Annotated in this window: 17 protein-coding genes; 15 read left to right on the forward strand and 2 right to left on the reverse strand. The window is 73.3% G+C overall.

Annotation, left to right across the window (positions count from 1 at the left end; translation table 11 throughout):
• Positions 1–82 precede the first annotated feature (82 nt).
• The 5 genes from thpD to ehuA all read left to right on the forward strand — a co-directional run bounded on the left by thpD (position 83) and on the right by ehuA (position 4,130).
• Entirely contained in the window at positions 83–982 is a 900-nt protein-coding gene (thpD, locus tag ACIRQF_RS02070) for an ectoine hydroxylase (RefSeq protein ID WP_382477746.1), read from the forward strand.
• A 47-nt stretch (positions 983–1,029) separates the two neighbouring features.
• The gene (ehuB, locus tag ACIRQF_RS02075) at positions 1,030–1,947 is read left to right on the forward strand and encodes an ectoine/hydroxyectoine ABC transporter substrate-binding protein EhuB (protein WP_404088058.1); all 918 of its coding nucleotides are present in this window, start codon (positions 1,030–1,032) and stop codon (positions 1,945–1,947) included.
• Entirely contained in the window at positions 1,944–2,618 is a 675-nt protein-coding gene (gene ehuC / locus ACIRQF_RS02080) for an ectoine/hydroxyectoine ABC transporter permease subunit EhuC (protein WP_382477739.1), read from the forward strand. Before ehuB ends, ehuC begins: the two co-directional genes overlap by 4 nt.
• Positions 2,618–3,253 carry an ectoine/hydroxyectoine ABC transporter permease subunit EhuD gene (gene ehuD / locus ACIRQF_RS02085; protein ID WP_382477736.1) on the forward strand — a complete coding sequence of 212 codons (636 nt, stop codon included), beginning with the start codon at positions 2,618–2,620 and terminating at the stop codon, positions 3,251–3,253. Before ehuC ends, ehuD begins: the two co-directional genes overlap by 1 nt.
• A 67-nt stretch (positions 3,254–3,320) precedes the next feature.
• Positions 3,321–4,130, forward strand: coding sequence for an ectoine/hydroxyectoine ABC transporter ATP-binding protein EhuA (gene ehuA, locus ACIRQF_RS02090; protein WP_404089483.1), 810 nt, complete (start codon positions 3,321–3,323; stop codon positions 4,128–4,130).
• 140 nt (positions 4,131–4,270) lie between these two features.
• On the opposite strand, the gene ACIRQF_RS02095 is transcribed toward ehuA, so the two are convergent.
• Entirely contained in the window at positions 4,271–5,131 is an 861-nt protein-coding gene (locus ACIRQF_RS02095) for an RNA polymerase sigma factor SigF (protein ID WP_404089486.1), read from the reverse strand.
• Between the two features lie 170 nt (positions 5,132–5,301).
• Between ACIRQF_RS02095 and ACIRQF_RS02100 the strand changes: the two genes are divergently transcribed.
• From ACIRQF_RS02100 to ACIRQF_RS02110, 3 genes are all read left to right on the forward strand, one after another.
• On the forward strand, positions 5,302–5,736 hold the full coding sequence (locus tag ACIRQF_RS02100; protein ID WP_404088060.1) for an ATP-binding protein: 435 nt from the start codon (positions 5,302–5,304) through the stop codon (positions 5,734–5,736).
• 103 nt (positions 5,737–5,839) lie between these two features.
• Positions 5,840–6,889, forward strand: a complete 1,050-nt coding sequence (locus ACIRQF_RS02105; RefSeq protein WP_376627860.1) for a mechanosensitive ion channel family protein — start codon at positions 5,840–5,842, stop codon at positions 6,887–6,889.
• A 115-nt stretch (positions 6,890–7,004) separates the two neighbouring features.
• Positions 7,005–7,703 (forward strand): beta-glucanase, encoded by a 699-nt coding sequence (locus ACIRQF_RS02110; RefSeq protein ID WP_376627862.1) that lies wholly within the window; start codon positions 7,005–7,007, stop codon positions 7,701–7,703.
• Positions 7,704–7,805: 102 nt separating this feature from the next.
• On the opposite strand, the gene ACIRQF_RS02115 is transcribed toward ACIRQF_RS02110, so the two are convergent.
• Positions 7,806–8,336 (reverse strand): HPP family protein, encoded by a 531-nt coding sequence (locus ACIRQF_RS02115; RefSeq protein ID WP_404088063.1) that lies wholly within the window; start codon positions 8,334–8,336, stop codon positions 7,806–7,808.
• 292 nt (positions 8,337–8,628) lie between these two features.
• Between ACIRQF_RS02115 and ACIRQF_RS02120 the strand changes: the two genes are divergently transcribed.
• The 7 genes from ACIRQF_RS02120 to ACIRQF_RS02150 all read left to right on the forward strand — a co-directional run bounded on the left by ACIRQF_RS02120 (position 8,629) and on the right by ACIRQF_RS02150 (position 15,745).
• Positions 8,629–9,600: an aldo/keto reductase family oxidoreductase gene (locus ACIRQF_RS02120; protein WP_404088065.1), complete on the forward strand. Its 972-nt coding sequence runs from the start codon at positions 8,629–8,631 to the stop codon at positions 9,598–9,600.
• Between the two features lie 73 nt (positions 9,601–9,673).
• A complete protein-coding gene (locus ACIRQF_RS02125) occupies positions 9,674–10,501 on the forward strand; it encodes an N-formylglutamate amidohydrolase (protein ID WP_404088067.1) in 828 nt (275 codons plus the stop codon).
• A 201-nt stretch (positions 10,502–10,702) separates the two neighbouring features.
• A complete protein-coding gene (locus tag ACIRQF_RS02130; protein WP_404088069.1) occupies positions 10,703–11,935 on the forward strand; it encodes a hypothetical protein in 1,233 nt (410 codons plus the stop codon).
• Positions 11,919–12,695, forward strand: coding sequence for an alpha-ketoglutarate-dependent dioxygenase AlkB (locus ACIRQF_RS02135; protein ID WP_404088070.1), 777 nt, complete (start codon positions 11,919–11,921; stop codon positions 12,693–12,695). The genes ACIRQF_RS02130 and ACIRQF_RS02135 overlap by 17 nt, the downstream gene beginning before the upstream one ends.
• Before the next feature lie 103 nt (positions 12,696–12,798).
• Positions 12,799–13,059, forward strand: a complete 261-nt coding sequence (locus ACIRQF_RS02140; protein ID WP_376627870.1) for a DUF6296 family protein — start codon at positions 12,799–12,801, stop codon at positions 13,057–13,059.
• A 9-nt stretch (positions 13,060–13,068) separates the two neighbouring features.
• Positions 13,069–13,401, forward strand: a complete 333-nt coding sequence (locus tag ACIRQF_RS02145; protein ID WP_376627872.1) for a hypothetical protein — start codon at positions 13,069–13,071, stop codon at positions 13,399–13,401.
• Positions 13,402–13,510: 109 nt separating this feature from the next.
• The gene (locus tag ACIRQF_RS02150; protein WP_404088073.1) at positions 13,511–15,745 is read left to right on the forward strand and encodes a protein kinase; all 2,235 of its coding nucleotides are present in this window, start codon (positions 13,511–13,513) and stop codon (positions 15,743–15,745) included.
• Positions 15,746–15,887 lie beyond the last annotated feature (142 nt).

A 15,887-nucleotide genomic window follows, 5' to 3' on the forward strand; every position in this document is an offset into this window, starting at 1 on the left:
AACAGCCCACGCGGCACACATGGCACACGACACAACGCGACACCCGCGACAAGAGACACGAGAAAGGCAGGCACCGCCCCTCATGACCTCCGCACCGACCCGTCCCGTCGACCTCTACCCCACCCGCGGCACCGAAGAGGTGCTCGTCGGCCGCAAGGACCCCGTCGTGTGGTCCGCCCCCGCGACACCCGGCCCCTTCTGGGCCCGTGAACTGGAGGAGTTCGAGCGCGACGGCTTCGCCACGGTCGACGCGCTCGTCACCCCGGACGAGGTCGTGGAGCTGCGGGCCGAGCTGGACCGGCTCGTCACCGACCCGAAGGTGCGCGAGGACGAACGGGCCGTCGTGGAGCCGCACTCGCAGGAGATCCGCTCGGTCTTCGAGGTGCACCGGATCAGCGAGGTCTTCGCCCGGCTGGCCGCCGACCCCCGGGTCGTCGGGCGGGCCCGCCAGATCCTCGGCTCCGACGTGTACGTCCACCAGTCGCGGGTCAACGTGAAGCCCGGCTTCGGGGCCAGCGGCTTCTACTGGCACTCCGACTTCGAGACCTGGCACGCCGAGGACGGCCTGCCGCAGATGCGGACCGTCTCGGTGTCGATCGCACTGACCGCGAACCACGCGACCAACGGCAGCCTGATGATCATGCCGGGTTCACACCGGACCTTCCTCGGCTGCGAAGGCGCCACCCCGAAGGACAACTACAAGAAGTCGCTGCAGATGCAGGACGCCGGCACCCCGTCGGACGCCGCTCTCACGCGCTTCGCCGAGGCGTGCGGCATCCGCCAGTTCACGGGCGCGCCCGGGTCCGCGACCTGGTTCGACTGCAACGCGCTGCACGGTTCGGGCGACAACATCACCCCGTATCCGCGCAGCAACGTGTTCCTCGTCTTCAACAGCGTCGAGAACCGCCCGGAGGCCCCGTTCGCCGCGCCGGTCCGGCGGCCCTCGTTCATCGCCTCGCGCGACTACACGCCCATCGGGTGACATCCCCCACCCACCGCACCGCCCCCGCCCCCTCCGGAAGGACCGTCATGTCCCGTCCCGCACAGCTCGACCGGCGCGGTTTCCTCGCCCTGGCTCCCGCGCTCGGGGCGGCCGGACTGCTGGCGGCCTGCAGCCGCACCGAGGTGGGCACGGGAACGCCCAAGGAGGACGTCGGGCTGCTCGCGAAGCTGCGCGAGCAGGGCTTCGTGAAGGTCGGCTTCGCCGGTGAGGCGCCGTACGGCTTCCAGGACGGCGGCGAGCTCTCCGGCGAGGCGCCCACGCTCCACCGCGCGATATTCAAGGCCCTGGGCGTACCGGAGCTGCGACCGGCGCTCACCGAGTTCGGCTCCCTCATCCCGGGCCTGCTCGCGGGCCGTTTCGACGTCGTGAGCGCGGGGATGTCGATCACACCGGAGCGCTGCGGCAAGGTGATCTTCTCCCAGCCGGAGTTCGTCTCCCCCACCGCGCTGATGGTCCGCCAGGGGAATCCGAAGCGGCTGAGCGACTTCGCGTCCTGTGCCCGCGAGGGCGCCACGGTGGGAGTGCTCACCGCGGCGGTGGAGGCCTCCTACGCGAAGGCGGCGGGAGTCCCCGACGATGCCGTGAAGTCGCTGGCCAAGCAGCAGGACGGGCTCGACGCGCTGCTGGCGGGCCGGATCGACGCCTTCGCGCTGACGGGGATCTCGCTGCGCTGGCTCGCCCGGACGAACCAGGGCGCGGCGGTGGAGGTGGGCAGCCCGTTCGTCCCCGAGGTCGGCGGGGTCCGGCAGTGGAGCGCCGGCGGGGCCGTCTTCCGGCCGGGAGCGCGGGACCTGCGGGACGCCTTCGACCGCGAACTCGCGAAGATCACCGGTGACGCGGGCCGCTACGTAGGGCTGGTCGGCCGCTTCGGTTTCACCGCGAAGGAGGCACCACCCCGTTCGCTGCGCACCGCCGACCTGTGCGCGGGCAAGGGGCCGGCGTGACGGAGTTCCTGCCGGAGTTCCGGCGGGCGTTGCCCCGGCTGGGCGAGGGGCTGCTGGTCACGGTGGAGGCGACGCTGCTGGGCGCCGCCTCCGCCCTCGTCGTGGCCTACGCCCTCGGGCTCCTCTCGCGCTCCCGGCACCTCGCCGTACGGGGCGGGGTGCGGGTCGTCGTGGAGTTCTTCCGGGGCACCTCCCTCTACGTACAGCTCTTCTGGCTCTTCTTCGCGCTCCCGATGCTGGGCTTCCGGCTCGAGCCGCTGGCCTGCGCCGTCCTCGCGCTCGGCCTCAACTACGGCGCGTACGGCGCCGAGGTGGTGCGGGGCGCCGTCGCGGCGGTGCCCCGCACCCAGACCGAGGCGGCGGTCGCCCTGGGCATGGGGCCCGGGCTGCGCCTGCGGCGGGTGGTGCTGCCGCAGGCGCACGCGCTGATGGTCGCGCCGTTCAAGAACCTGCTGGTGCAGCTGTTGAAGGCGACACCGCTGCTGTCGCTGGTCACGGTGCCCGACCTCACCTTCGAGATCGACCAGTTGCGGTCGGCGACGGGTGACACGGCGGCGGCCTACCTGGTGCTGCTGGCGGTGTACGGGGCGCTGGCCGCGGTCCTGAGTCTGTCGATGAACGCGTTGGAGCGGGCCGCCAAGGCGCGGCTCGGAATGGGCGGTGGTGCGTGATGTGGGACGGGGACGCCGCGTGGGCCGCACTGCCCGTCGTGCTGGAGGGCTTCGGGGTCACCCTGGTGGCGACCGTGCTCGGCTTCGGGGTGGCGGCGGTGCTGGGGCTTGTCCTGGCGCTCGTCGGACGCGCGGGTCCGCGGTGGGTGGCCGCGCCGGTGAACGGCGCCGCCGCGTTCGTCCGTTCGACGCCGCTCCTGGTGCAGCTCTTCGCGGCGTGGGTGCTGATCCCCGGTCTGGACGCCCTGGCGCTCGGGGTCCTGGTGCTCGGCGTGCACTACGCCACGTATCTGTCCGAGGTGTACCGGACGGGCATCGAGGGGGTGCCCCGGGGCCAGTGGGAGGCGTGCACGGCGCTGTCCCTGCCGCGCCGGCGGGTGTGGCGGGCCGTGGTGCTGCCGCAGGCGGTGCGCAACGTGCTGCCCCCGCTCGGCAACTACGCCGTCTCCATGTTCAAGGAGACACCGCTGCTCTCGGTGATCACGGTGCACGAGATGGTCGACTCGGCGAGCACCTTCGGCAGCACCCACTTCGCCTATCTGGAGAGTTTCACGCTGGCCGCCGTGGTGTTCCTGCTGGCGAGCTGGCCGACGTCCGTGCTGGTACGACGACTGGAGGCACGCCTTGCCCACTGACAACAGGAGCGGGGGGAAGGCCCTGGACGGGCCGGTGGCCCCGGAGGAGACGGAGCAGGCGAGCCGGCTGCCGCTGCAGAGGACCGGCGGCGGTGACGGGGAGGGGGCCGCCGAGGCGGTCCGGTTCGACGGCGTCCGCAAGCGCTACGGGGACAACACGGTGCTCGACGGCCTCGACCTGACGGTCGGTCGCGGCGAGCGCGTGACGCTCATCGGGCCGAGCGGGTCCGGCAAGACCACGATCCTGCGACTCCTCATGACCCTGGAGCGGGTGACGGAGGGCGTCATCCACGTGGACGGCGCGCCCTACTCGCACATGCCGGCCCGGCCCGGGGGCGAGCTCGTGCCGGCGAGCGAGCGGTATCTCGCCGACCGTCGGCGCGGGATCGGCATGGTCTTCCAGCAGTTCAACCTGTTCCCCCACATGAGCGTGCTGGAGAACGTCGTCGAGGCGCCCGTGCACGTGCTGCGCGAGGACCGCGAGGAGGCGGCGGCCCGGGCCAGGGACCTGCTCGCCATGGTCGGCCTCGCCGACAAGGTGGACGCCCGGCCCACCCGGCTCTCCGGCGGCCAGCAGCAGCGGGTGGCGATCGCCCGGGCGCTCGCCATGCGGCCGGAGATCCTGCTCCTCGACGAGGTGACGTCCGCGCTCGACCCGGAGCTGGTCGCCGAGGTGCTGGACGTGTTGCGGGACATCGCGCGGGACACGGACATCACGTTGCTCTGCGTCACGCACGAGATGGGCTTCGCACGGGACGTGTCGGACCGGATCCTGATGTTCGACCGGGGACGGATCGTGGAGTCGGGAGGGGCCGGGGAACTCCTCGACGCGCCGTCGCACGAGCGGACCAGGGCGTTCCTGCGCTCGGTCAGGTGAGGTCGCGGAGGGACGGGTGCCGGGCCGGGGGCGTACACCGTCAGGTGGTACGCCCCCGGCCCGGCCGTCGTCGCGCCCGCGCCGGGCCGGTCACACCCGCGCCCGGCCGTACCGGGCCGGGCCGCCCCCGTGCCGGCCGCTCACTTGGCGGGAGGGTCGACGAGCATGCCCTCGCGCAGTCGCCCGAGGCTGCGGGCGAGGAGACGCGAGACGTGCATCTGGGAGACGCCGAGCCGGGCGCCGATCTCCGACTGGGTCCGCTCCTCCACGAAGCGCAGGTGCAGCAGCAGCCGGTCGCGCTCGTCGAGACGCTCGACGAGCGGGGCGAGGGTGTGGAAGTCCTCGAAGAGTTCGAGCGCCGGGTCCTCCTCGCCGATGAAGTCGGACAGCGAGGCGTCGACGTCCTCGTCGTCGCCGTTGCCGAGGGCGGCGTCGAGCGAGGTGGAGGAATAGCCGTTGGCGGCGATCTGCGCCTCGATCACCTCCTCCTCGGTACGGTCCATCGCCTCGGCGAGTTCGGCGACGCTCGGCGACCGGCCGAGTCGCGAGCCCAGTTCCTCGTTGGCCTTCGCCAGTTCCACGCGCGCCTCCTGGAGGCGGCGGGGCACGTGCACGGCCCAGGTCGTGTCACGGAAGAAGCGCTTGATCTCACCCACGATGTAGGGCACCGCGAAGGTCGCGAACTCCACCTCCCGGCTCAGGTCGAAGCGGTCGATCGCCTTGATCAGGCCGATCGTCCCGACCTGGACGATGTCCTCCATCTCGTCGCCGCGGGCGCGGAAGCGGTTCGCCGCGTACCGCACCAGCGACATGTTCATCTCGATGAGGGTGTTGCGGACGTACTGGTGTCCCTCCGTCCCCTCCTCGCGTGCCGCCAACTCGCGCAGGAACACCTTCGACAGGGCGCGCGCGTCCTGGGGCGCGACCTCGTGAGGAGCCTCGAGCACGGGCAGGTCCTGGCACGAGCCGTCGTTCACGGCCGTCGTCGTCGCCTTGGCCATCTCGGTCCGCACGGGGACAACCTCCTGTTTTTCGCCGAACGTTCGCCTGTGGCGTATCGCCTACCCCGACTTCGCGCGGGCACGCGTACCAATTTTCGGCAGGCATCTTTTGGGTGCCCGAGGGCAGGCGGGAAGTGCCCGAATCACACCAACTGGGAGGAAAGGGGCTCATGATGAACAGTCAGGGCGACGTACGGTCCCACCCGTCGACGCCCGTGCGGGAGGCGTACGACCTCGGGGACCGGGGAGAGGCGCACGTACGCACCTCGGCACAGGCACGCCAGGAGATCCGTCTCGCGCTGGGGTCCGGCGCGGCGAGAAGGCCCGAACAGGTCGAGGACGTCCTGCTGGTGGCGTCGGAGCTGGTGACCAACGCGCTGCGGCACGCGGGCGGGGTGACGGGTTTCGCGGTCTGCGTGGGGAGGGACAGCGTGACGGTGGCGGTGAGCGACTCCAGCCCGCGGGCACCGCGGTACACGCTGCCGAAGGACCTGCGGCCGGGCGGCTTCGGGTGGCCGATCGTGCTGCGCCTGTCCCGTGAGGTGTCCGTGGACGTGGGGCGCGGGGGCAAGACGGTGCGCGCGGTGGTGGCGGTGGACCGCTGAGCGTGCGCGCGCGTCCGTCGACTCGTTCGCCCGATTCGTCCCGTATCCGCCTCGCATCCGTCACGCATTCGTTCCGCATTTCGCACACATCGACTGGGGAGTCATGGAGAACCTTCTTCGACTGGTCATCGTCCTGGGCGGCTCGGCAGCGGTGGCGCTGGCCGCGGTCCGCGCCGCGGACCTGGTCGCGCGGAAAGCCGACGCGCGCCACCCCGAGACCCCGCTGTGGGGGCTGCTGCGCCGGTGCCGCACACCGCTGTACGTCGTCCTGTTCACGGCCCTGCTCGGCTGGACGTTCCGCGCCACGCGCTGGGCGCCGCTGGAGGAGCGCGCCGGCACGGTGGCCCATCTCCTGGTGCTGTGCCTGATCGGCGGCGGCGCCTGGCTGGCGATACGGGTGGCCTCGGCCGTCGTCGAGTCCTCGTACACGCGCTACGCGGGGCGGTCGCGTGACGCGGCACGGGTGCGGCGGGTCCGTACCCAGGTCACGCTGATCATGCGGGTGGTCACCGTCGCCGTGGGGGTGCTCGCGGCGGCCGTGGCGCTGGTGACCTTCCCGGCGTTCCGGGCGGTCGGGACCTCGTTGCTCGCCTCTGCCGGGATCATCGGCATCGTGGCGGGTGTGGCTGCCCAGTCGACGCTGGGGAACCTCTTCGCCGGCTTCCAGATCGCGTTCGGTGACATGGTCCGGCTCGGCGACACGGTCGTCGTGGACGGGGAATGGGGGATCGTGGAGGAGGTGACCCTGACGTTCCTGGCCGTACGGACCTGGGACGAGCGACGGGTCACGCTGCCCGTCTCGTACTTCACCTCGCGCCCGTTCGAGAACTGGTCGCGCGGCGGTGCCGAGATGACGGGCACGGTCTTCGTCCACTGCGACCACACCGTGCCGGTGGCGCGGATGCGCGCGCGGCTGCGCGAGTTCCTGGACAGCTGCCCGACGTGGGACGGCCGGGCCTGGGACCTGGCCGTCACCGACACCTCGCCCACCTGTGTCACGGTCCGCGCCCTGGTGACCGCCAAGGACGCCGACGACCTGTGGACCACACGCTGCGCGGTACGGGAGGAGCTGGTCGGCTGGCTCACGCGCGAGCACCCCGGCGCGCTGCCCCGGGTGGTGACCGCCCAGGCCGACGCCATGTCCCGGGCGTGACCCCGACGTGGCGACTTGCAGACAAGGAGCGGAGCGTTCCGCATCTCGGTGCGCCCTGCGGGCAGTACAGCCGGAGACGGCCTGCCCCGCGCGGCCACCGAAGTGAGGAGCAGCCATGCCGACATCGTCACGGGCCGGAGAGCCCGTCTTCACCGCCGACTTCGGCTCGTCGGAACAGTGGGTCGCGGGCCGCTCGTGGGCCTATCCCGACGGCGGGCCGGTCAATCCGGGCGACAACAAGCTGGACCACCTGACGGCCGATCCCGCCTACGCGCGGTCCGGGGTCTTCCGCGCGACCCGCCGCCGGGACGGACTGTGGGACACCGGTCTCCTCACGACCGAGGGAAGCCCACAGGGCTTCGAGGTGCGCACCGGCGACACCCTGGAGGCGCGGGTGCGCCTGCCCGAGGAGACGGGCGCGTGGCCGGCGATCTGGACCTGGCGCGACGGCGGGCAGGAGGTCGACGTCTTCGAGTACCACCCCGACAACCCCGACCTGCTGGAGCTCTCCAACCACGTGCGCGGCACCCACCGCTACCACCGCTCCCCCGGCGTCCGCCCGGGCGGCTGGATCCGGCTGCGGACCGAGTTCGGGTCCCGCTCGGTGGTGTGGTGGCTCGACGACGAGGAGGTCTTCGCGGACCACCGCGGCGTCGGCCGCTCCTGGCACGCCTACCTGATCGTGAACCTGTCGGTCTGCGCGGGCCGTTACCACCCGGCACCGTCCCCCGGCACGACGGCGATGTCCTACGAGGTCCGCGACCTCCGCGTCCTCCGCCCCGGCGCCCGTCCCCTCACGGACGACCCCCGGTGACCACGGACGGCCTCCGGCCGGCGCCCGCACCCACGCATCGCACGGCCGGCGGCCGGCTCCTCTGCCGGGGGCGGTGACCGGCCCCGACGGGGACGGCGCTGGTCACCACCAGTAGGACGGGTAGCGGGGAGCGTCGCGGCGGATGCGGGAGAGGACGAACTCCATCAGGACCAGGACGACCGAGGCGCCGAAGAGGAGGGGGACGAAGCGGGCCGGGGAGGGGGACTGGAGGACGATCACGACCGCGGTGGCGCAGGCGGGTGCGTGCGGGGTGCGCGCGAGGGTCGTCAGGGCCAGGGTGACGCCGGCGGCGACGGCCGCGGCGGCGGATCCGGCTCCCGCCACGGCGAGGGTCGCATAGCCGGCGGCGGCCGCGAGGAGGTGGCTGACGACGACACTGCGCGGCTGCGAGAAGGGGAGCGTGGGCACGCTGTGCACGAGGGCGGCGCTGGCGGCCAGGGGCGGGATCAGGACGGGCTCGTGGATGGCCGCGCCGATCGCCACGAGGCCCAGCAGGACGAGCGTGACGGCGCTGACGCTGTGCACGGCCGCCGCCGGGGCCGGGCGGGCCGGGGCTCGGCCCGCGATGCGGGGCCTGGTCGGGGTCTCGGAGGCTGCGGTGTCGGTGCTCATGCGGTGGTGTTTCCTGGCGGGCGGCCTCGGGCCGGCGGGAGCCGGAGACCGGGAGAGAGGACGGGGATCGGGGAGAGCGGGCTTACGGACGCTGTGATCGACAGCGGGCCCGCCCTTGCGCCCACGCCTGCGCCGTCCGGTGAGGGGCGGCGCGCCACCCAGATTGTATACAAATCGTTGAAGCAGCGAGGGCCGGGGTGGGTGGGATCACATCGGGCCCGCGGCGCGCAGGCCCCTCGCCGGCACGGGTCTCCCCGCTCTGGCGCCGGGCAGCCTGTGGCAGGGTGAGCCCGTGACCTCGACGACCGACACCTCGCGCCCTGCTGTCCGCACCGACCGTGTCCTCCTCGGCTGCATGGGGCTCGGCGGCGGCTGGGACCCGAGCCCCTACACCCCTGCCGACGTCGACGCCGCCGAGGCGGCGATCCAGGCGGCCCTGGAGAGCGGTATCACCGCCTTCGACCACGCCGACATCTACCGCCACGGCAAGGCCGAGGCCGTGTTCGGCGAGGTACTCGCCCGCACGCCCGGACTGCGCGAGCGGATCACGCTCCAGTCGAAGTGCGGCATCCGGCTCGGCGACGAGGACCGGCCCGGCATCTACGACCTGCGCGGGGCGACCCTCGTACGGAAGGTCGAGGAGAGCCTGACCCGGCTGCGCACGGACGCCCTGGACGTGCTCCTGTTGCACCGGCCCGACCCGCTCGCCGATCCGGCCGAGATCGCGGAGGCGCTGGAGTCGCTGCACCGGCAGGGGCTCGTGCGCCGGTTCGGCGTCTCCAACATGAACGCCGCCCAGATCGCCCGGCTCCAGGCACACCTGGAACTGCCGCTGGCCGCGAACCAGCTGGAGATGAGCCTGCTGCGCAGGGACTGGCTGGAGGACGGCGTCCTGGTCAACACGCCCGCCTCGGCCGGTGTCGGCTTCCCGGCGGGCACGGTCGAGCACTGCCTGCACCACGGGGTCGCCCTCCAGGCCTGGGCGCCGCTGGCGCAGGGACGCTACACCGGACGGCAGCAGACCCCCGAGGAGCACGCCACCGCCGAGCTCGTCACCGAACTCGCCAAGGCCAAGGGCACCACCCCGGAGACCGTCGTGCTGTGGTGGCTGCAGCGCCATCCCGCCCGGATCTCCCCGGTCATCGGCACCACCAACCCCGACCGGATCCGCGCCTGCCGGGGCGCGGCCGTCGACGACCCGGACCTGGGGCACGAGGAGTGGTACCGCCTGTGGATCACCGCTCGCGGCGCCGCCCTGCCGTAGCGGGCCCGCACCCGCAGCGAACCGTCCCTCCTCCAGCGCCCGTTCGTCCGTCCGTCCCAAGGAGCCCCGCTCGATGCCCGACCCCGCCTCGCCGTCCTCCGCCGACCCCTCCTTCGAGCTCGTCGCCGGCGCCCCGGACTCCCCCGTCCTGCTCCACGTGCCGCACTCGTCCCGGCGGCTCCCCGCGGAGGTGCGCGCCGGCATCGTCCTCGGTGACGCGGAGCTGGAGCGCGAGCTCGACCACATCACCGACGGGCACACGGACCTCGTCGCCGACGTGGCCGCGGCATCGGCCGCCACCCCGCCCTGGCGGTTCGTCAACCGCCTCTCGCGGCTGGTCGTCGACCCCGAGCGCTTCCCCGACGAGCGCGAGGAGATGCTCGCCGTCGGGATGGGCGCCGTGTACACACGGACGACGCACCGGGCGGAGCTGCGCCCGGCCGGTTTCGACCCCGCGCCGCTCGTGGAGCGTTACTTCGCCCCGTACGCCGAGGCGATGACGCGCGCCGTCGACGAACGGCTCGCGGCGACGGGCCGCGCGGTGATCGTCGACGTGCACTCGTACCCGACCGCCGCGCTCCCCTACGAGCTGCACGGCGACGGCTCCCGGCCTCCCGTCTGCCTCGGCACGGACTCCTTCCACACCCCGCCCGCGCTGCTGGCGGCGGCGCGGCGGGCGTTCGCCGGTTTCGGCGGCGTGGGCACCGACAGCCCGTTCGCCGGCACGTACGTACCGCTGGCGCACTACGGGCGGGATGCCCGGGTGAGCGCCCTCATGGTGGAGCTTCGCCGCGACCTGTACATGACCGAGCCCGGCGGCCCTGCCGGACCGGGGGCGCGGGCCCTGGGCGTCGCGCTGGCCGCCCTGGTCGACGCGGTCACGGACGCGGTGGGCGGGTAGGGACGGAAGCCCTGCGCGGGCGTCGCGCCCTGCGCCCCACCGGGCACGGCGGACGCGCCGCGCACGGTCATCCCGACCTCCGCCGGGACCCGGGCGGCGGTCGGCCGGAGACCGGTCGACACCGACCGACACCGGCCGACGTAGGCCGACGTGGGCCGACGTAGGCCATCCATCGAGAGATCCTGAAAGGACAGGTGCCGATTGAACCGCACGACAGAGTCCGCGGAGGCCCGCGTCGAGGACGCGCACACCCTCCTGGTCGCGCCAGCGACGCTGCGGGACCATGACGCGCTCAAGGACTTCTTCGGTTCCACGATCACGCCGGAGGCCCTTGCCTCCGGCTCGCCCGACCTCGCGCGGAAGACCGTCTACCTGTGCGGCGACATATCCCGGATCGACGCCCGCCACCTGCGTGCGGCCGCCCGGGTGTTCGTGATCCGGGAACTGTCGCACGGCTGTCACGAGGATGCCGACGGCCCCTGGACCTTCGTCGACGTCGGTCGCGTCCCCCTCCGCGTACACGGCGTCGGCGTGTACTACCGCCGCTTCTTCGGACTCGACGCCGATCACTTCGGACGGATCCGTGCGGAGCACGCGTTCCAGTCCCTGACGGAGTCCACCAAGCCGGGAACGGCCCGTCGCAGCGGAATCTATCTGACGCCCGTCACGCGGAGCGGTGACGACCTGCATTTCCGCCTGCTCCGGTGCTCCACGAACCTCTCGGGGCCGACCGAGGGTTTCCGCCCGACCGACACGCACATCGTCGGGGAACTGAACCGCGAGGCCGCCACCGTCTTCCGGAACCAGGCGCCGCTGAACCACGTCCTCGCCCAGATCTACCACAACACCCCTGCCACGCCGGAGCGCAGGCAGTCGAAGGCCAGGATCTCGGCGCACGCCGACAAGACCAAGGACATGCCCGGCAACGGCATCATGGCCTTCTGCACCTTCTACGACCGGCTCGACAAACTGCGGCCCCTGGCCGAGGACCCCTTCGACCACGGTGTGAAGGGCACGAGCGGGCTGACCCGGCTCCACTTCCGCCTCAAGGAGCCGGCCGCGGGACGCGACGGGGGCGCGCTACCGCAGCAGTTCACTCTGACGCTCCACCCCGGCTCGGTGTTCTTCATGCCGCTGTCCACCAACCGCCTCTACACACACGAGATCCGGCCCGCGGCCCTGGACCCCGAGGTGCTCCCCACCCGCCTGGGATACGTGGTGCGCTGTTCGAGCGCGGAGGCCGTGCACCGGGACGGCCGGACCTTCCTCAAGGTGGGCGGAGACCTGGTGGAGCTGGGGCCGCCCACGCCGGACGGCATGGACGAGCTGCGCAGGCTGTACGCCGAGGAGAACAGGACCGCGTCCTTCATCGACTACGGCGACGCATTCCCCTTCAGCATGAACACGGGAGACTATCGTGCCCCCCGCGTCTAGGATTTCGGACGAGATCATCTCGTGCGCTTCGGCGATCGAGGGGAATCCCTTCGAGGAGCTGTCCGCATCGGCTCGGCTGGAGGACGTGGGGAAGGGCCGGCGAGCCGCGGTTCTCACCAGGGTCGACGGGTCGGGCGGTGTGCCCCTCGTTCGCACCACCACCCGGTACAGCGGTCCGCCGCAGCATTTCCGGCCGGTGCACGAGCGGCTGGCGCGACGGATCCGGGAACGCGCTGCGCTGCCGGTCGGTTTCGACAACGCTCTCATCGAGCGCTACACGAACGCCTACCGGACCATGGGCGGCCATTCCGACCAGGCTCTCGACCTGGCCGACGAGTCGTTCATCGCCGTCTTCTCCTGCTACCGGCATCCCGAGGCCGGCCCGCCCAGGAAGCTGATCTTCGTCTCGAAGGCGGGCGATGACGAGACGTTCGAGATCCCCCTCGTCCACAACGGCATCGTCGCGTTCTCCGTCGCGTCGAACCGGCGCTTCAGGCACAGGATCGTGCTGGAGGCGCCCGGGCGGGCAACCGAGAACGAATGGCTCGGCGTGACGTTCCGGAGGTCGAAGACCGCCCTCCGGTTCCACGACGGCGAGGTGTACCTGCCGCAGGGTGCGCGCCTCACGTCGGCCGACGACGAGCAGCGGCGCGAGTTCTACCGACTGCGGCGCCGTGAGAACGACGAGACGGACTTCGTCTACCCTCCGCTGACGTACACCGTCAGCGAGAGCGATCTGATGCCGCCGGTCCGGCCGTGAGGGCCCGTGGAGCACCCCTGCCGGTCCGGGCGCCGCTTCCGGAGGGGCCCCTGGCGCTGTCCACGCCCGCCCCCGGATCCGCGGGCGGGCGTAAACTGGCCGGGTGAGCGCACGCAGGTACGAACTGGTGTTCTTCGACGGGGCGGGCTCGGCCCGCGACGTCCTGGTCGTCGAGCGCACTTCGGCATCGGGGCCCGGCGGCCATCCCGTGTACGCCGACCCGACCGGCATCGTCCGCGCGGAGATCAGCGACCGCGGCGAAGTGCGCGTCCTCGCCTCCGGCGGACACCAGCAGCCTCCCCAGGGTGTCGTCGCCCGGCCGCTTCCCGAGGGCCCGGACGACGCAGTTCCGGACGTCGCCTAAGCTTCGCGGATGACCACCTTCGAACCCGCATCCGAGCAGTCCGGCCCGCGCTACGTGCGGGTCACCATCGAACTCGTCGCCGAGATCACCGACGAGCAGGCCCTCAAGGACGCCGCGCTCGCCCAGGTCCGGGACGACGAGTACATGGACGAAGGGGAGCGCGCCCAGTCCGTCGAGGCCATCGACCTCGATCCGTCCGGTTCGCTCGCCCACTTCATCGACCCGATCGCTCTGCTCGGGAACGTCCCCGGCGTGGAGCTGGCCTCGGCCACCTGGGAGTCCGCTCGGACCGAGTACGACCCCGACGACGAGACCTGGGAGGAGCACTCCCTGGAGGGCTGAGCGGGATCCGCCGCGGGCCGCTCCCGACGCCCGGACCGCGCGGTGCTCGACCCGGACACCGTGCGGCTGGTAGGAGAGGCCTGCACAGTACGTCTGGTGAGGGGGCAGCATGAAGCCGTTGGAGGCGGGGGACCCGGAGTCGGTCGGAGACGGCCGGTACCGGCTGGTCGGACGGCTCGGCCAGGGGGGCATGGGCGTCGTCTATCTCGGCCGCTCCCGGTCCGGCCGGGCGGTCGCGGTCAAGGTCGTACGGCCGGATCTGAGCACCGACCCGGAGTTCCGGCGCCGGTTCGCCCGTGAGGTGACGGCGGCGCGGCAGGTCGGCGGATTCCACACGGCGCCGGTCGTCGACGCGGATCCCGACGGGCATCCGGCCTGGCTGGTCACCGCGTACGTGCCCGGACCCACGCTGCGAGCGGTCCTCGACGAGGTGGGGGCGCTTCCCGAGGACAGCCTCACCGTGCTCGCCGCCGGACTGGCCGAGGCCCTGGACGCGATCCACCGGGCCGGGGTGGTCCACCGCGACCTCAAGCCGGCCAACATCATCGTGGCCGAGGACGGGCCGCGCGTCATCGACTTCGGGATCGCCCGCGCCCTGGACGGGACGGCGGCCCTCACCCGTACCGGCCTCCAGGTCGGGACCCCGGGCTACCTCGCCCCCGAGCAGCTCACCGCCGGCACCATCACCCCGGCCGTCGACATGTTCGCGCTGGGGGTCGTGCTCAGCCAGGCCGCGGGCGGCTCGCCGTTCGGCGACGGCTCGTCGGTGGGCTGGCTCTACCGGGTCGTCCACGAGGAGCCGGACCTCGGCGCCGTGCCCGCGTCCCTGCGGGAGCTCGTCGCCGCCTGCCTGGCGAAGGACCCTGCGGCCCGCCCCACCCCCGCGGCCTTCCTCGACGCCCTGACGGTCCACCACCGGCCTGACGGCGGCTGGCTCCCGGACGCCGCCACCCGTCTCCTCGGCACCGTCCCGGGGCAGCCGGGCACCTCGGTCCTCCGGGAGGAGCCGGGCCCGGCGCAGACGCCTCCGGAACCGACGGCGGTCGAGCCGGGGCCCGCGAGCGGCACGCCCGCACCCACCGCCCCGAGCGGGCCCGGCGCGGCAGGCGGGCCGACGCCCGTCTCCGGTCCTGAAGCAGGGAGCGGGCGGACACCGGTCTCCGGTCCGGGGACAGGGAGCGAGCCGACGGCCGTGTCCGGTTCCGGGACGGCCGGCGAACCGACGGCCGCCGGGCCGGGCACGCCGCCGGTGCCCGTCCCCTCACCGCCGCCCACGCCCACGCCCGGGCCCTCGGGGCCGGGGCAGCCGACCACGCCCGTTCCGCCGCCCGGCGGCCCGGACGCGTACCCGGCCCCGGCCCCCCGGCGCCGCCGCCGCCGCGCGGCGGTCCTCGCCGCCCTCGTCGCGGCCGCGGCCGTCGGCGGGCTGTTGGTGTGGCAGCCGTGGAAGGGGGAGCCCGGCACCGGGGCGAAGCCCGGGGGCGGCACGTCGTCGGCCGTCGCGGGGCCCGCCGCCTTCCCGGACACTCAGCTTCTGGTGCGCGAGGACACCGCGCCCGGCTGGCCGCGGAGTTGTCACGCGGTGATCGCCGTCCGTCCGTCGACCAGGGACGAGCCGCGGCGGCTGGTTCCGGGCGGCTCGTGCGACACCCTTCCGCAATGGGCGCCGGACCGGGCCTCGTTCGCCTTCACCCGTAAGACGCCCGAGGGTACGGCGGTGTGGACGGCGAAGGCCGACGGCTCCGACGCGCGGCGGGTGGCGGCCGTCTCGGGCGGGCGGGTTTCGTGGTCGCCGGACGGCACACGGCTGGCGGTGCTGCGCAAGCAGGACGGCGTACAGCAGTTGTTCGAGGTGAAGGTGGCCGACGGTTCGGCCCGTCAGCTCACCCACGGGACCGGCCGGGTGGAGGACCCGTCGTGGTCGCCCGACGGCTCGCGGATCGCGGTATCGCTGGAGGCGTCGGGCGCGGGCGACTGGCAGGTCCACGTCGTGGATCCGTCGAACCCCGGCAAGGAGCCCGAGCAGGTGACCCGGCTGCCCCATCCGGCGCTGGACGCCGTCTGGTCGCCGGACGGCAAGACCTTCGCGTACACCGCCGGGACCTACCAGGGGGCCACGCGGGGCGACATCCGGCTGGTGCGCGCCGACGGCACCGGGGACCGGCCGCTGGTGAGGACGGCGGAGCACGAGATGGACCCGGCGTGGTCGGCGGACGGCAACTGGCTGGCATTCGTGCGCGGGCCGTACGAGAAGCCGGTGATCTGGGCGGTCCGGGCGGACGGCACGGGCGAGCGGCGCCTCACGACCGGCACGGTGTCGGAGGGCCACCCGGCCTGGCGGTGACGCCCCCGGCCCGCTCCCAGGAGCCGGTGCGAGACGCCGCGGCGGGGGGGGGGGGGGGGCGCGCGGGGCCCCCCCCCCGCCCGGGGGGGGCGCTGGCGGGGGGGGGGGGGCTGGGGCACGGGCGGGGGGCCGGGGGGTGGTG

The organism is Streptomyces sp. NPDC101191 (assembly GCF_044767915.1).
GTDB lineage: Bacteria > Actinomycetota > Actinomycetes > Streptomycetales > Streptomycetaceae > Streptomyces.

What these genes read in the sequence shown, in the direction of transcription:
- thpD (WP_382477746.1), top strand. Translation starts at nt 83, where the DNA reads ATGACCTCCGCACCGACCCGTCCCGTCGACCTCTACCCCACCCGCGGC.
- ehuB (WP_404088058.1), top strand. Translation starts at nt 1,030, where the DNA reads ATGTCCCGTCCCGCACAGCTCGACCGGCGCGGTTTCCTCGCCCTGGCT.
- ehuD (WP_382477736.1), top strand. Translation starts at nt 2,618, where the DNA reads ATGTGGGACGGGGACGCCGCGTGGGCCGCACTGCCCGTCGTGCTGGAG.
- ACIRQF_RS02095 (WP_404089486.1), bottom strand. Translation starts at nt 5,131, where the DNA reads ATGGCCAAGGCGACGACGACGGCCGTGAACGACGGCTCGTGCCAGGAC.
- ACIRQF_RS02100 (WP_404088060.1), top strand. Translation starts at nt 5,302, where the DNA reads ATGATGAACAGTCAGGGCGACGTACGGTCCCACCCGTCGACGCCCGTG.
- ACIRQF_RS02105 (WP_376627860.1), top strand. Translation starts at nt 5,840, where the DNA reads ATGGAGAACCTTCTTCGACTGGTCATCGTCCTGGGCGGCTCGGCAGCG.
- ACIRQF_RS02110 (WP_376627862.1), top strand. Translation starts at nt 7,005, where the DNA reads ATGCCGACATCGTCACGGGCCGGAGAGCCCGTCTTCACCGCCGACTTC.
- ACIRQF_RS02115 (WP_404088063.1), bottom strand. Translation starts at nt 8,336, where the DNA reads ATGAGCACCGACACCGCAGCCTCCGAGACCCCGACCAGGCCCCGCATC.
- ACIRQF_RS02125 (WP_404088067.1), top strand. Translation starts at nt 9,674, where the DNA reads ATGCCCGACCCCGCCTCGCCGTCCTCCGCCGACCCCTCCTTCGAGCTC.
- ACIRQF_RS02145 (WP_376627872.1), top strand. Translation starts at nt 13,069, where the DNA reads ATGACCACCTTCGAACCCGCATCCGAGCAGTCCGGCCCGCGCTACGTG.
- ACIRQF_RS02150 (WP_404088073.1), top strand. Translation starts at nt 13,511, where the DNA reads ATGAAGCCGTTGGAGGCGGGGGACCCGGAGTCGGTCGGAGACGGCCGG.